The organism is Gordonia phthalatica (assembly GCF_001305675.1).
GTDB lineage: Bacteria > Actinomycetota > Actinomycetes > Mycobacteriales > Mycobacteriaceae > Gordonia > Gordonia phthalatica.
On sequence record NZ_CP011853.1, the window covers coordinates 517,916 to 529,906 of the forward strand.

At 68.9% G+C, this 11,991-nt stretch carries 10 protein-coding genes; 3 read left to right on the forward strand and 7 right to left on the reverse strand.

Annotated elements, in window-relative coordinates:
* Window positions 1-182: 182 nt before the first annotated feature.
* Window positions 183-1,157 carry an Abi family protein gene (locus ACH46_RS02400; protein WP_226995734.1) on the forward strand — a complete coding sequence of 325 codons (975 nt, stop codon included), beginning with the start codon at window positions 183-185 and terminating at the stop codon, window positions 1,155-1,157.
* A gap of 25 nt (window positions 1,158-1,182) precedes the next feature.
* Here ACH46_RS02400 and ACH46_RS02405 read toward each other — a convergent pair whose 3' ends face one another.
* The 7 genes from ACH46_RS02405 to ACH46_RS02435 all read right to left on the reverse strand — a co-directional run bounded on the left by ACH46_RS02405 (window position 1,183) and on the right by ACH46_RS02435 (window position 8,777).
* Window positions 1,183-3,408 carry an AAA family ATPase gene (locus ACH46_RS02405; RefSeq protein WP_062391524.1) on the reverse strand — a complete coding sequence of 742 codons (2,226 nt, stop codon included), beginning with the start codon at window positions 3,406-3,408 and terminating at the stop codon, window positions 1,183-1,185.
* The gene (locus ACH46_RS02410) at window positions 3,409-4,401 is read right to left on the reverse strand and encodes a CDP-alcohol phosphatidyltransferase family protein (RefSeq protein ID WP_062391525.1); all 993 of its coding nucleotides are present in this window, start codon (window positions 4,399-4,401) and stop codon (window positions 3,409-3,411) included.
* Entirely contained in the window at window positions 4,401-5,108 is a 708-nt protein-coding gene (locus ACH46_RS02415) for a phosphatidylserine decarboxylase (protein WP_062391526.1), read from the reverse strand. The genes ACH46_RS02410 and ACH46_RS02415 overlap by 1 nt, the downstream gene beginning before the upstream one ends.
* A 209-nt stretch (window positions 5,109-5,317) precedes the next feature.
* On the reverse strand, window positions 5,318-5,776 hold the full coding sequence (locus ACH46_RS02420) for an SRPBCC family protein (RefSeq protein WP_062391527.1): 459 nt from the start codon (window positions 5,774-5,776) through the stop codon (window positions 5,318-5,320).
* Window positions 5,777-5,859: 83 nt separating this feature from the next.
* Complete coding sequence (locus tag ACH46_RS02425) at window positions 5,860-6,423, reverse strand: hypothetical protein (protein WP_062391528.1); 564 nt, start codon at window positions 6,421-6,423, stop codon at window positions 5,860-5,862.
* Entirely contained in the window at window positions 6,420-7,535 is a 1,116-nt protein-coding gene (locus ACH46_RS02430; RefSeq protein WP_062391529.1) for an acyl-CoA dehydrogenase family protein, read from the reverse strand. The genes ACH46_RS02425 and ACH46_RS02430 overlap by 4 nt, the downstream gene beginning before the upstream one ends.
* A gap of 45 nt (window positions 7,536-7,580) precedes the next feature.
* Entirely contained in the window at window positions 7,581-8,777 is a 1,197-nt protein-coding gene (locus tag ACH46_RS02435; RefSeq protein WP_062391530.1) for an acyl-CoA dehydrogenase family protein, read from the reverse strand.
* Window positions 8,778-8,862: 85 nt separating this feature from the next.
* Between ACH46_RS02435 and ACH46_RS02440 the strand changes: the two genes are divergently transcribed.
* Window positions 8,863-10,269, forward strand: coding sequence for an amidase (locus tag ACH46_RS02440; protein ID WP_062391531.1), 1,407 nt, complete (start codon window positions 8,863-8,865; stop codon window positions 10,267-10,269).
* A gap of 250 nt (window positions 10,270-10,519) precedes the next feature.
* Complete coding sequence (locus ACH46_RS02445) at window positions 10,520-11,956, forward strand: MFS transporter (RefSeq protein WP_417935291.1); 1,437 nt, start codon at window positions 10,520-10,522, stop codon at window positions 11,954-11,956.
* Window positions 11,957-11,991 lie beyond the last annotated feature (35 nt).

The following is an 11,991-nucleotide window of genomic DNA, read 5'->3' on the forward strand; positions in this document are numbered from 1 at the left end:
CTCCGGTGTGCGCATCATGTGACGACGTGTAGACATGAGGGACGATTTGCCGGATAACGAATATCGCGAATGGAGCGAAGTTGAGGGAGTATCTTCTCCTTGCGTGTCTTTGCGTCGATGGGTAGGGTTAGGTCACTACATCCCCCACGCCTCTCGCGGAAGCGCAACTGGGGGATTTTCTTGTGTCTGGTGAGCCACGGATCTACGCTAAGCCGGCGCTCGACGAGGCTGCACTGCTCGCCCGGTGGCAGGAGCGCGGTCTGCAGATCTCTGATGAACTGCGGGCGCAGAGGTATCTGCGGCATATCGGCTACTACCGGCTGTCGGCCTACGTCAGGAGCTTCGAGACCGGAGAACGCGATATCCTTCGCGACGGCACCGAGTTCAACGACGTGTTGGGTCTGTACGTGTTTGATCGCAGACTGCGCCTGCATGTGCTGGATGCGATCGAACGCGTTGAGATAGGTCTTCGCGCGGCGATCACCGATCACATGGCGTTGATCGCCGGACCTCATTGGTACGAAGACGGCGTTCACTTCGCGGTTCAGTCGGTGCACGACCGACTCCTCGGGGATGTGGATCGCATGCTGACTGATCAACGGAGACGGAGGCCCGAGACAGCGTTGGGCTCGGACAGGTTCGCGTCCGCGCTCGATCACTATGTGGCCACCTTCGACGAGCCGTCACGGCCGCCGACGTGGATCGTGTTCGAGGAACTGACTTTCGGGACCACCATGCTGGTCTACGACGTTCTGGCTGATAAGCGTGTCAAGTCTTCGATCGCTGCATCGCTCGGCGTCGTTCCGCCGGTTCTGTCGTCGTGGCTGAAGAGCTACCAGCGAGTGCGAAACATCTGCGCTCACCACGGGCGACTGTGGAACCGCGGATTGGGCGTGTATCCCGTACTGCCGAGGTCGCAGTCGATCCGCTGGCTTGTTCAGCCGACGGTGATCACGGCGGAGCCGTGGAGGCGGCAGCGACTGTACCCGGTGCTGGTCTCGCTACAGACGATCTTGCACACCATCTCACCGAGCTCGACCTGGGCGCCGCGACTGCGTGACCTGCTCGAGGCCAGCCCTGAAGTGCCGTTGCGAGGGATGGGAATTCCTGAAGGCTGGTTCACCGATCCGTTCTGGCCGGATGGGTCAACACGGTGATCGTCTGTGTGGCCGCGGTCGGCGACTACGACTCCGCCCGTCGCTCCGCGTACGCCGCCAACTCCGCCACCTGCACCGGATCCAACGAGGGACGGACGGTGGCGCGGGCGGTCTCGACGTCGTCGGCGGTGACGGTGGCGGCGTCGATGTCGCGGCGCATCGCGGCGAGCGCGGCCTCGCGCAGCAGTGCGGAGCAGTCGGCGGCCGAGTAGCCGTCGAGGTCGGCGGCCAGGTCGACGAGGTCGACCCCCGACAGCGGGACGTTCCGGGCGGCGGCCTTCAGAATCTCGGCACGGGCGTCGGCGTCGGGCGGCGGCACGAAGACCAGGCGTTCCAGGCGGCCGGGGCGCAGCAGGGCCGGGTCGATCAGGTCGGGCCGGTTGGTGGCGCCCAGGACGACGACGTCGTTCAGGGGCTCCGCGCCGTCCAGCTCGGTGAGCAGGGCGGCCACCACGCGGTCGGCGACGCCGGAGTCGGTGGAGCCGCCGCGGCGCGGTGCGAGGGCGTCGACCTCGTCGAGGAAGACCAGCGACGGCGCGCTGGCTCGGGCGCGGGCGAACAGGTCGCGGACCGCACGCTCGGAGGAGCCGACCCACTTGTCGAGCAGCTCGGCGCCCTTGACGCTGTGCACCGACAGCTTTCCCGAAGCCGCGAGGGCGCGGACGACGAAGGTCTTGCCACACCCGGGCGGACCGTAGAGGAGCACGCCGCGCGGCGGCTCCACGCCCAGCCGGGTGAAGGTGTCCGGGTGCTGCAGCGGCCACAGCACGGTCTCGGTGAGCGCCTGTCGGGTCTCGACCATGTCGCCGACGTCGTCGAGCGTGATGGAACCGAGTGCGACGTCGGGGGACTCCAAGCGGGACGCCGGCCGGATCACGGTGAGTGCTTCGACGAGGTCTTCGGTGCGCAGGGCGGCGTCGGTGTCGTCGCGGGTGGCGCGGGAGGCGGCGCGCAGGGCGGCGTCGCGGGTCAGGGCCGCGAGGTCGGCGGCGACGAAGCCGGGGGTGCGGGAGGCGATCTCGTCCAGATCCAGGCGGCCCTGCGTGGGGACCTCGGACAGGATGGCGCCCAGCAGCTTCGCGCGCTGGGGCGCGTCGGGCAGGCCGACGGTCAGTTCCCGGTCGCACAGATCGGGTTCCCGGACGCGCGGATCCAACTGCCCGGCGTCGGAGGTGGTGGCGATCAGCGCGAGGGAGCCGTTTCCGATGGCGGCGCGGAGGTCGTCGAGGATCAGCGTGGACACCGGATCGCCGTCGACCGGCAGCAGTTTGTCGACGTCGGTGACGAGGAGGACGCCGCCGCCGGACAGTCGGGCGATAGCGTCCTTCACGGCACTGCGACGACCCTCCGCGGCGAGGGCGCCGACCGACGGGCCGTCGACCTCCACCAGCGGCCGCCGCTCGCAGACGGAGCGGACCAGCGTCGCCTTGCCCGAGCCCGACGGGCCGGACAGCAGCACGCCGAGCCGGGGTTGCGCGCCGAGGGCGCGGAGGACGTCGGGGTTGTCGAGGGTGACGCCCAGCCACTCGGTCAGGCGGGCGACCTGCGCGTCGACACCGACCAGCTCGGAGACGGGACGGACATGCGCGGGTTCGGCGGCGGGGACCGGCGTCGCCGCGCTCGCATTCGGCGTCGCAGTGTTCGGTGCCGCGGATTCGGCGGCCTCGGGGATCGGGGCGGACGCGGAGGTCGTAGCGGAGCCCTCCCACAGGACCGCGGTGTTGGTCTGCACGCTCACCGGTCCCTCGGGAACGGTGGCGACTACGGTGAGCAGCTCGTTGGTCCAGGTGATGCCGACCGACCGCGCGAGCGAGGCGGTGGCCTTGGTCGAGGCGAACTCGGGGCCCAGTTCGCGGGGCAGCAGGGAGACGGAGTCGCCGACGCTGAGAACCTTGCCCAGCAGTGCGCGACGCAGGGTCGGTTCGGCGACCGAGACGCTCGCGAGCCGCGACCCGCGAACGGTGACGCGGGTGGCGCCGTGGACGACGACGGGTGCCACCACCACGGCGCTGTCCTCCCGGATGCCGAGGTTCGAGAACGTGAGGTCGTCGAGCAGGATCAGCCCGGTCGGCGAGTCCGCGGGAGCTGCGGCGACCACCGCGGACGAGACACGGGCGCCGGTCAGCGAGACGGCGTCCCACTCGCGCAGCGACAGTGCGGCGAGCACTTCCCGGTGCACCCGGACGATGCCGCGTCGAGAGTCGGCGGCGGAGGTGTTGAGTCGGCCGGTCAGCGTCAGCGTGGGAGACATTCAGTCCTCGCGGGGTCCTTGGGGGCGACGGAGTCCGAGGCGGGCGGACGAGCGCTGCGGGATCACCCGGCGTCGGGTGCCGTTGGCGACGGCCTGGCGTCGGTCCTCGCGCCGCTGGAGTCGTCGATCGCGGGCGGGCGCGTCCCAGTGCTCCGGGTGCGACGCCGCCCACCGCTTGGTGCGCCAGGCGAACGGGATGTGGATCAGGTAGGCGCCGACCATGATGATCATCAGCAGGTACGGGAACGTGAACAGCAGGGCGGCGGCCGCGGCGACCACGAACAGCAGCCCGGCCAGGGCGCTCGGTCGGATGCTCGCCGACTTCATCGAGAGGGTCGGGACGGTGCTGACCGCGAGCAGGCCGGTGAACAGCAGCCACACGCTGACCGCCGGTGTCGACACCCACCAGCCGTGACCGAAATGCTGCTGCAGACCGATCGGGAGCAGCGCCATCACGGCGGCGGCGGGGGCGGGGACGCCGACGAAGTAGTCCTTCGTGTACTTCGGGGCGTCGACGTCGTCGAGCAGCGTGTTGAAGCGCGCCAGACGCAGAACGATCGCGGCGCAGAAGAGCAGCGCGACCACCCAGCCGAAGTCCTGGGCCGCACCCTCCTGATCGCGCAGGACCACCGCGTACACGATGAGTGCGGGCGCGACGCCGAAGTTGATGGCGTCGGCGAGTGAGTCCAGTTCGGCGCCGATCTTGGTGGTCGCATCCATCAGCCGTGCGACGCGGCCGTCGATGCCGTCGAAGACCGCGGCGAGGACCAGCAGGCCCATCGCGAGGTCCACGCTGCCCGCGTCGGCGGACCGGATCGCGGTGAGGCCGGCGCACAGTGCCAGGAGGGTGAGGGTCGACGGGACGATCAGCCGTCCCGCGCGGGCCGACCGCGCCGGTGCATCCGCCACGGGATCGTGTCGTCGGACCGACGACAGACGGAGCCGACGCGGACGGTCGGTCCGACGGCGGCGGTGCGGTCGGATGCGCGCCATCAGGGCAGCTCCGCCAGCACGGTTTCGGCGCCGACGGCGCGCTGGCCTCGGGTCACCTTCACCGTGGAGCCCTGCGGAAGGTAGAGGTCGACGCGCGAGCCGAAGCGGATCAGGCCGTAGGTGTCGCCGAGGACCAGGGCGTCGCCGGGCTTCGCGTCGTTCACGATGCGGCGGGCCAGCAGGCCGGCGATCTGCACGACGCCGACGTCGTGACCGGCATCGGTGCTGATCGTCATCGCCGTGCGCTCGTTCTCGCTGCTCGCGGCGGGCAGGTCGGCCGACAGGAACTTGCCGGGCGTGTGCACCACAGACCGGACGCGACCGGCGATCGGCACGCGCTGGACGTGGACGTCGAAGACCGACAGGAAGGTGCAGATGCGGGGAAGCGGCTGGTCGCCGAGGCCGAGTTCCGGCATCGGGACCGCGTCGTCGACCAGGGCGATGGTGCCGTCGGCGGGAGCGACGATCAGCCCCTCTCCGGCGGGCGGGACACGCTTCGGGTGGCGGAAGAACAGGGCCGACGCCGCGGCGGTCGCCATCGCCGGGCGGGCGATCCACTTGCGGTTGCGGCCGAGCAACGCGACGGCGGCGGGCGCCGCCACGAAGGGGATGCCCGCGGGATGAAGCGGTGGCACCGTCTCGCGGATCAGGTCGACGACGTGGGCCAGGCCTTCGCGGTCGTCGGGTTGAGCGGGTCGTCGAGCCACCGGTTCTGCACTCCTAGGTAACGGGCCGCGCGACGGCGCGACCGACTCCGTCCAGCTTAATCGCCGCGGTCGAGCGGGTCTGGACGAGCATCACCCTCAGACGCGGCATCCGCGTAGTTCAGCAGAGAACGCGTAGTTCTGAACTACGCGTTCTCCGTTGACATACGCGGATGCCGCCGAAGTACGGCGGATGCGTGCCGAGTGCGGGCTCAGCCCTGGGCAGCGCGCTTGATCTTGCCGAGGGTCTCGCGGATGCCCTCCTGCAGCTCGGCCTCGAACGGCTTCTCGCCGCCCATCACCTTGTCGACCAGGACAGCCGAGATCTTGGTGGTGCCGCCCTCGGGGACCGTGCGGCTCTCGGTGAGGCGGACGCCGGTCTCGGTCGGATCGATCCGGAACGACCACACGGTGTGGTTGTCGAGGATCTTGAATGCGAGCTCCTTGTTGGGCTCGAAGGTGACGACCTTCGACCGCGTCGGCCACACCAGCGGGCCGCGACGGTTCACGTTCAGGGTGGTGGTGCCGAGCTTCACGTCACCGCCGAAGACGACCATCTTCTTGCACTGCGGGCTCCACTCGCCCATGCGGCGCAGATCGCTGATGACGGACCAGACCTTCTCCGGGCTGGCGTCGATGTCGATCGAGTCCTCGATCAGGGGTGCGGCCATGACAGTCTCCGTTCTCTGCACACCGCTCGGGTGCGGCGCTCTCGTTGTCGGTCAGGTTAATGCATGTGACCGATGGTCACACCTCAGGTCAGTTCGATGTCCAGGAGGAGCCCGGTGGCGCACTCCCAGGTGTCCGGTGCCGGATGAGTGGTCCAGGTGCCGTCGGCGTGGATCTCGATCGTCGGCCGCGAGGTGTTCCGGAAGCCGGGCTTCTCACCCGGCGCGAGGTCGACGAGCTCGGTCCGCGGCGCGGAGTCCGGCTGGTCTTTGATCAGGGTGACGAGCCTGCGCCGGACGACGGTGCCGACGCAGCGGCCCGTTGTCCGATCCGCGATCTCGTAGTCGACGGCGAGGCCGACGACGATCGCGATCTCGCCGGTCGTCGGCTGGTCGAGGTATCCGATCGCGGTGAGTGCTCCGAAATCGAGCCAGGTCGGCACGCGTCCCCGGTGCTCGGGAGCACCGGTCGGCTCGGCGACGGCGCGCGCCTCGACGGAGTCTTCGCGGAAACGGTCGCGTGTCACCACGAACTCGAGTGCGTACGAGACCCGTTCGCCGTGGTCCGGGTACGGCTGCGCGCCGTCCTGCACGATCCAGGCGAGCAACGTCACCGGAATGACGTCGCCCGACTGGAGTCGCCGGGTCATCCGACGGTGACCATGTCCCAATCGCCGACGGAGGCGGACAGACGCTGCAGGTGGCTGTCGGCGTCGCCCAGCGTGTGGCCGATCGCGGTCAGGCGGCTCGCATAGTGCGCGATCGGGTACTCGGCGGTCATGCCGATGCCGCCGTGCATCTGGATCGACTCCTGACCGATGTGCCGCGCGGACTTCAGTGCCTGCAGCTTGGCGCGCGAGGCGATGATCGGATCCACGCGTCCCTCGGCGAGTGCCGCGGTCGCGTAGACGGAGATGCTGCTCGCCAACTCGAGGGACACGTACATGTCGGCCGCGCGGTGCGTGAGCGCCTGGAAGGTCGACAGCGTGACGCCGAACTGCTTGCGCGTCTTCAGATACTCGGTCGTCATCTCCAGCGAGGAGCGCATCGCGCCCACGGCCTCGGCGACGAGCGCGGTCTGCGTCACGACCTCCACCTCGGCGATGGCCGACGACGCGTCGCCCGAGCCGAGGCGGGTGGCCGCAGCGTCGGTGAAGACGATCTGCGCGCCGCGCCGGCGGTCGTGCGTGCGATAGCCGGTGCGGTCGACGCCCGCAGCGGCCGCGTCGACCAGGTACAGGCCGACCGCGCCGGACGCGTCGCGCGCGGAGACGACGAGGATGTCGGCGGCGTCGCCCGCCGGGACCAGCGACTTAGTGCCGGACACCTTCCCGTCGGCGAACTGCGTCGCGACGGCATAGTGCGGCCAACGGTCGCCGTTCTCGTGGTGGGCGAAGGCCGCGAGACGCTCGCCCGACGACAGGCCGCCGATGACGTCGGCGCGGACGTCGGCGTCCGCGGTCTTGGTGACCAACAGGCCCGGCACGACGACTGCGTCGAGGAAGGGCTCCGGTGCGATGGCCGCACCGAACTCGCCCATCACGGGCGCGAGTTCCTCGGGTCCGGCGCCGGTGCCGCCGTCGGCTTCGTCGAAGACGAGGCCGAGGATGCCGATCTCGGCGAGCGACTTCCACACGTCGCGGCTCCAGCCGAGCTCGGTGTCGGTGACTTTGCGGAGGGTCTCGATGTCGTACTTCTTGGTCAGCACTTCGCGCACGGTGTCGCGCAGCATGACCTGTTCTTCGGAGAGCTCGAATTCCATGGTGTGTTCCCTACGGGGTTTCGTGAGTCGTTGTGGGGCAGGCGGTCACAGTCCGAGGACGGCCTTGTCGATGATCTGGCGCTGGACCTCCGACGAACCGCCGTAGATCGTCACCTTGCGGTAGTTGAGGTAGGCGGGCACGGTCAGCTGGGCCCACTCCGGGCTGAGGATGTCGGCGACGTCGCCCTCCTCGGCCGAGTCGACGGCCGAGACCGGCAGGGAGTCCGGTCCCGCGATGTCGGCGAGCAGTTCGGTGGCCGCCTGCTGCAACTGAGTGCCGTGCAATTTCAGCAGGGACGACGCCGGGTTGGGCTTCCCGTCGGCGGATCCGGCGACGACACGCAACTGCGTCACCTCCAGTGCCAGCAGTTCGTTCTCCAGGGCGGCGATGCGGCCGGCGACGGCCGGGTCGTCGAGCAGGGTGCCGTTGGGAGTCTTCGTCGCGGCGGCCAGCCGCTTGGCCTTCGCGACCTTGGTCTTGGTCCAGCCGACCCGCGCGATGCCCGAGCGCTCGTTGCCGAGCAGGAACTTGGCGATGGTCCAGCCGAGGTTCTCCTCACCGACCAGGTTCTCGGCCGGGACGCGGACGTCCTGGAAGAAGACCTCGTTGACCTCGTAGCTGCCGTCGATCAGCTGGATCGGGCGCAGTTCGACGCCGGGCGTGTCCATGGGGAACAGGAAGAAGCTGATGCCCGCCTGCTTCTTCGCATCGGGATCGGTCCGGGCCAGGCAAAAGATCCAGTCGGCGTACTGCCCGAGGGTGGTCCAGGTCTTCTGGCCGTTGATGACGTAGTGGTCGCCGTCGCGCACCGCGCGGGTCTTCAGCGACGCGAGGTCCGAGCCGGCCTCCGGCTCGGAGAAGCCCTGGCACCACCAGATGTCGAGGTTCGCGGTCGCGGGCAGGAACTTCTCCTTGAGCTCCTGCGAGGCGAACTGCGCGATCACCGGGCCGACCATGCCCGCGTTGAAGGGCAGCAGGTCGGGGACGAAGTTGAGCGACATCTCCTCGCGCCAGATGTGGTGCTGAATCGGGGTCCAGTCCTGGCCGCCCCACTCGACGGGCCAGTGCGGCACCGCGTACCCGCCCTTGTTGAGGGCGCGGGTGGTGGTGACGATGTCGTCCGGGTAGTTGAGGGCGCCGGCCTCGCAGCGTTCGCGGATCTCCTGCGGGATCTCGGTCGTGAAATAGGTGCGGAGTTCTTGACGGAAGGCTTCTTCTTCCGGAGTGAATTGCAGCTGCATGGCATCAGTCTTACCGGTCCGATGGTGTGATGAGTAGCACTACCGGGCATCCGATCGATCGATCGAATCCGCTACCGTGTGTGGAATGGAACACGTTCACGCCTTCACCGACGACTGCCTGGGCGAACTCGACGCCGTCGCGGTGGCACGACGCATCGCCTCCGGCGAGATCTCGCCCGCCGACGCCGCGCGGGCCGCGCTCGCCCGGATCGACGCGGTGGAGCCGCAGCTGTCGGCCGTCGCGATCGACGACCGCGAGCGCGGACTCGCCCGCGCCGAGGCCGATGCGTTCACCGGCGCGTTCGCCGGCGTGCCGACCCTCGCCAAGAACAACATCGACGTGGCGGGCATCCCCACGCTGCACGGTTCGGCCGCCGTCGCGAACGTGCCCGCGCGGGAGAACGATCCGACCGCCCGAGAACTGATCGGGGCGGGGTTCAACATCCTCGGCGCCTCCACGCTGCCGGCGTTCGGACTCACTGCGACCACCGAGTTCGTCGACCGCCCGCCGACGCGGAACCCGTGGAACACCGACTACTCGTGCGGTGCGTCGTCGGGCGGCGCTGCGGCGCTGGTCGCGGCGGGCGCGCTGCCGATCGCGCACGCCAACGACGGCGGCGGCTCCATCCGCATCCCGGCGGCGTCGTGCGGACTGGTGGGACTGAAGCCGACGCGCGGTCGGGTGGCGCAGTCCACCGAGATGAAGGGACTGCCGATCGACCTCATCAGCAACGGCGTCGTCAGCCGTTCGGTGCGCGACACGGCGTACTACTTCGCCGACCTGGAGCGGCAGGGGAGTGCGTCGTCGCTGCCGCCGATCGGGCTCGTCGAGGGGCCGTCGAAGCGGCGGTTGCGAATCGCCCTCATCAACTCGACGGTCACCGGACGACTGCTCGACGACGACACCGACCGCGAACTCACCGCCACTGTCGAACTCCTGGAATCGCTGGGGCATCGCGTCACCACCATCCCGATCCCGGTGGACCGCTCGTACATCAAGCAGTTCACCGATTACTGGGCGCTGCTCGCGTTCGGCCTGGACCGGTTCGGTGGGATGACGATCGGCAAGGGTTTTGACCGCACCCGGCTCGACGCCTTCACCAAGGGGCTGTCCCAGTCGTTCACCAGGCACTTCTACCGCGTGCCGGGCTCGATTCTGGGACTCAAGCGGGCCGACGCGCGTTTCCGCAAGACTTTCGACGACTTCGACGTCGTCCTGTCTCCGACGCTCGCCCACCAAGTTCCGGAGATCGGCTTCCTGGCGCCCGACGGCGACTTCGACGAGGTCCTCGCACGCCTCGTGGATTACGTGGCGTTCACGCCCGCGAACAACACCACCGGCACGCCGGCCGTCACGCTTCCGCTCGGTCAGAGTGTGAACGGGCTGCCGCTCGGCATGCACTTCTCCGCCGATCTCGGCGGCGAGCGGACGCTGCTGGAACTGTCGTACGAGTTGGAGGCGGCCAGGCCGTTCGCGCGGATCCAGGACTGACTGCCCGGCCCCGTTCGCTCACCCAGACGACGCTCGCTCCCCTCCGGAGGGGAGCGAGCGTCGTTCGCGTAAGCGCACGTCGGTCGAATGGATGAACGTCCCGCTTCGTCGATGGAGATCGGCGACCGTGCCTCCTCCCTCCGAAAGGTCCCGAACCGTGGTCTTCACTTCCTTTGGCGTGCCCGCGCCAGGTCCCGTCGAACAGCGATGGACGCCGCGACTGGTCATCTCGCTGCTGTCGATCGTCCTCATGCTCGAGATGCTCGCGATCAGCTACATCATGATCGCAACCGCCCTCCCATACATCGCGAAGCACTACCAGACCACGCAGGGTGCGTGGCTGCTCACCGCCTTCCTGCTGTTCGGCGCGATGGTCGCCCCGCTTCTCGGCAAGCTCGCCGACCTCTACGGCAAACGGCTGATGCTGCTGGTCTGCGTCTTCGGCGCAGCCCTCGGCTCCCTGGTGTCGGCTGTCGCGCCCACCTACTCGATCCTGATCGTCGGACGTGCGCTCACCGGTCTCCTGGTTGCGTGCCTGTTCCTGAGCTACTCGCTGATCCGCGACGTCTTCCCGCCGAAGACCATCGCTCTCGCCGTCAGCATCGCCACCAGCGGCATGGGCATCATCGCGATCCCGGCACCGTTCATCACCGGCTGGCTGATCGACGGCTTCGGCTTCCGCTCCATCTTCTGGTTCACGCTGATCGCCCTCGCCGTCCTCGGCACGCTGATCCTGTTCACCACGCAGGAGTCGACGATCCGTCAGCACGCACGTCTGGATCTGCTGGGTGCGATCCTGCTGGGTGCGGGCATCGCCGGTGTCCTCGTCGGCGTCAGCTTCGGCCCCACCTGGGGTTGGGCCGCCACCTCGACGCTCGCCTACCTGATCGGCGGCGTCGTGCTCATCGGCGCGTGGCTGGTCTCCGCGGGCAAGCTGTCCGATCCGCTCATCGACATCAAGGTCCTGCGTCGTCGTTCGGTGGCGTTCACCGTTCTCGCGGCCGGCTGCATCTACGGCGTCAGCGGCCTGTACACCATGCTGCTGCCGATGCTCGTGATGACGCCGAAGGAACTCGGCCTCGGGTACGGCTTCGGCTCCACCGCCGAGGGCACCGCGATCTTCCAGGCGCCGCTGGGCCTGTTCACCGTGATCGGCGGTGTCATCGTCGGCGTGCTGGTCGGTCGCATCGGTGCCAAGCCTCGCATCATGATGGCTGCCGGCGCGGTCTCCGCGGGCTTCGGCTGCCTGTTCACCGCGTTCTCGCACGACGACAAGCTGCTCATCATCGTCTTCGGCGCCCTCGTCGGACTCGGCATGGGTCTCGGCTACGCCGCCGTTCCGAACCTGCTGATCGAGGCGGTGCCGCCGCAGCTGCAGGCCTCCACCGCCAGCATCGCCGGCGTCTTCCAGAGCGTCTTCCCGGCGGTCCTGCCGGTGATCGCGTTCACCGTCATGAACAACTCGTTCACCGCGGTGTTCCCGCCGGAGATCACCAAGATGCTGGGCGGCGCCGTCATGTACACCAGTGACGGCTTCAAGATCGCCTACCTGATCGCCGCCGTCACCGCGGTCGGCTGCCTGCTCGCGGCCCTCGCGCTGCCGTCGCGCATCACGCAGCTGCAGGTCCCCTCGGACGGCGCCCCCGCCGTCGACGAGGCCGACCGCGAAGACGCCGTCGTCGCCTAGTCGCTCTGTTCGCTTACGCGAATGACGCTCGCTCA

Excerpts from the sequence above, each read along its gene's own strand:
- ACH46_RS02445 (WP_417935291.1), top strand. The coding sequence starts at position 10,520 with ATGCTCGAGATGCTCGCGATCAGCTACATCATGATCGCAACCGCCCTC.
- ACH46_RS02435 (WP_062391530.1), bottom strand. The coding sequence starts at position 8,777 with ATGCAGCTGCAATTCACTCCGGAAGAAGAAGCCTTCCGTCAAGAACTC.
- ACH46_RS02405 (WP_062391524.1), bottom strand. The coding sequence starts at position 3,408 with ATGTCTCCCACGCTGACGCTGACCGGCCGACTCAACACCTCCGCCGCC.
- ACH46_RS02430 (WP_062391529.1), bottom strand. The coding sequence starts at position 7,535 with ATGGAATTCGAGCTCTCCGAAGAACAGGTCATGCTGCGCGACACCGTG.
- ACH46_RS02425 (WP_062391528.1), bottom strand. The coding sequence starts at position 6,423 with ATGACCCGGCGACTCCAGTCGGGCGACGTCATTCCGGTGACGTTGCTC.
- ACH46_RS02420 (WP_062391527.1), bottom strand. The coding sequence starts at position 5,776 with ATGGCCGCACCCCTGATCGAGGACTCGATCGACATCGACGCCAGCCCG.
- ACH46_RS02410 (WP_062391525.1), bottom strand. The coding sequence starts at position 4,401 with ATGGCGCGCATCCGACCGCACCGCCGCCGTCGGACCGACCGTCCGCGT.
- ACH46_RS02440 (WP_062391531.1), top strand. The coding sequence starts at position 8,863 with ATGGAACACGTTCACGCCTTCACCGACGACTGCCTGGGCGAACTCGAC.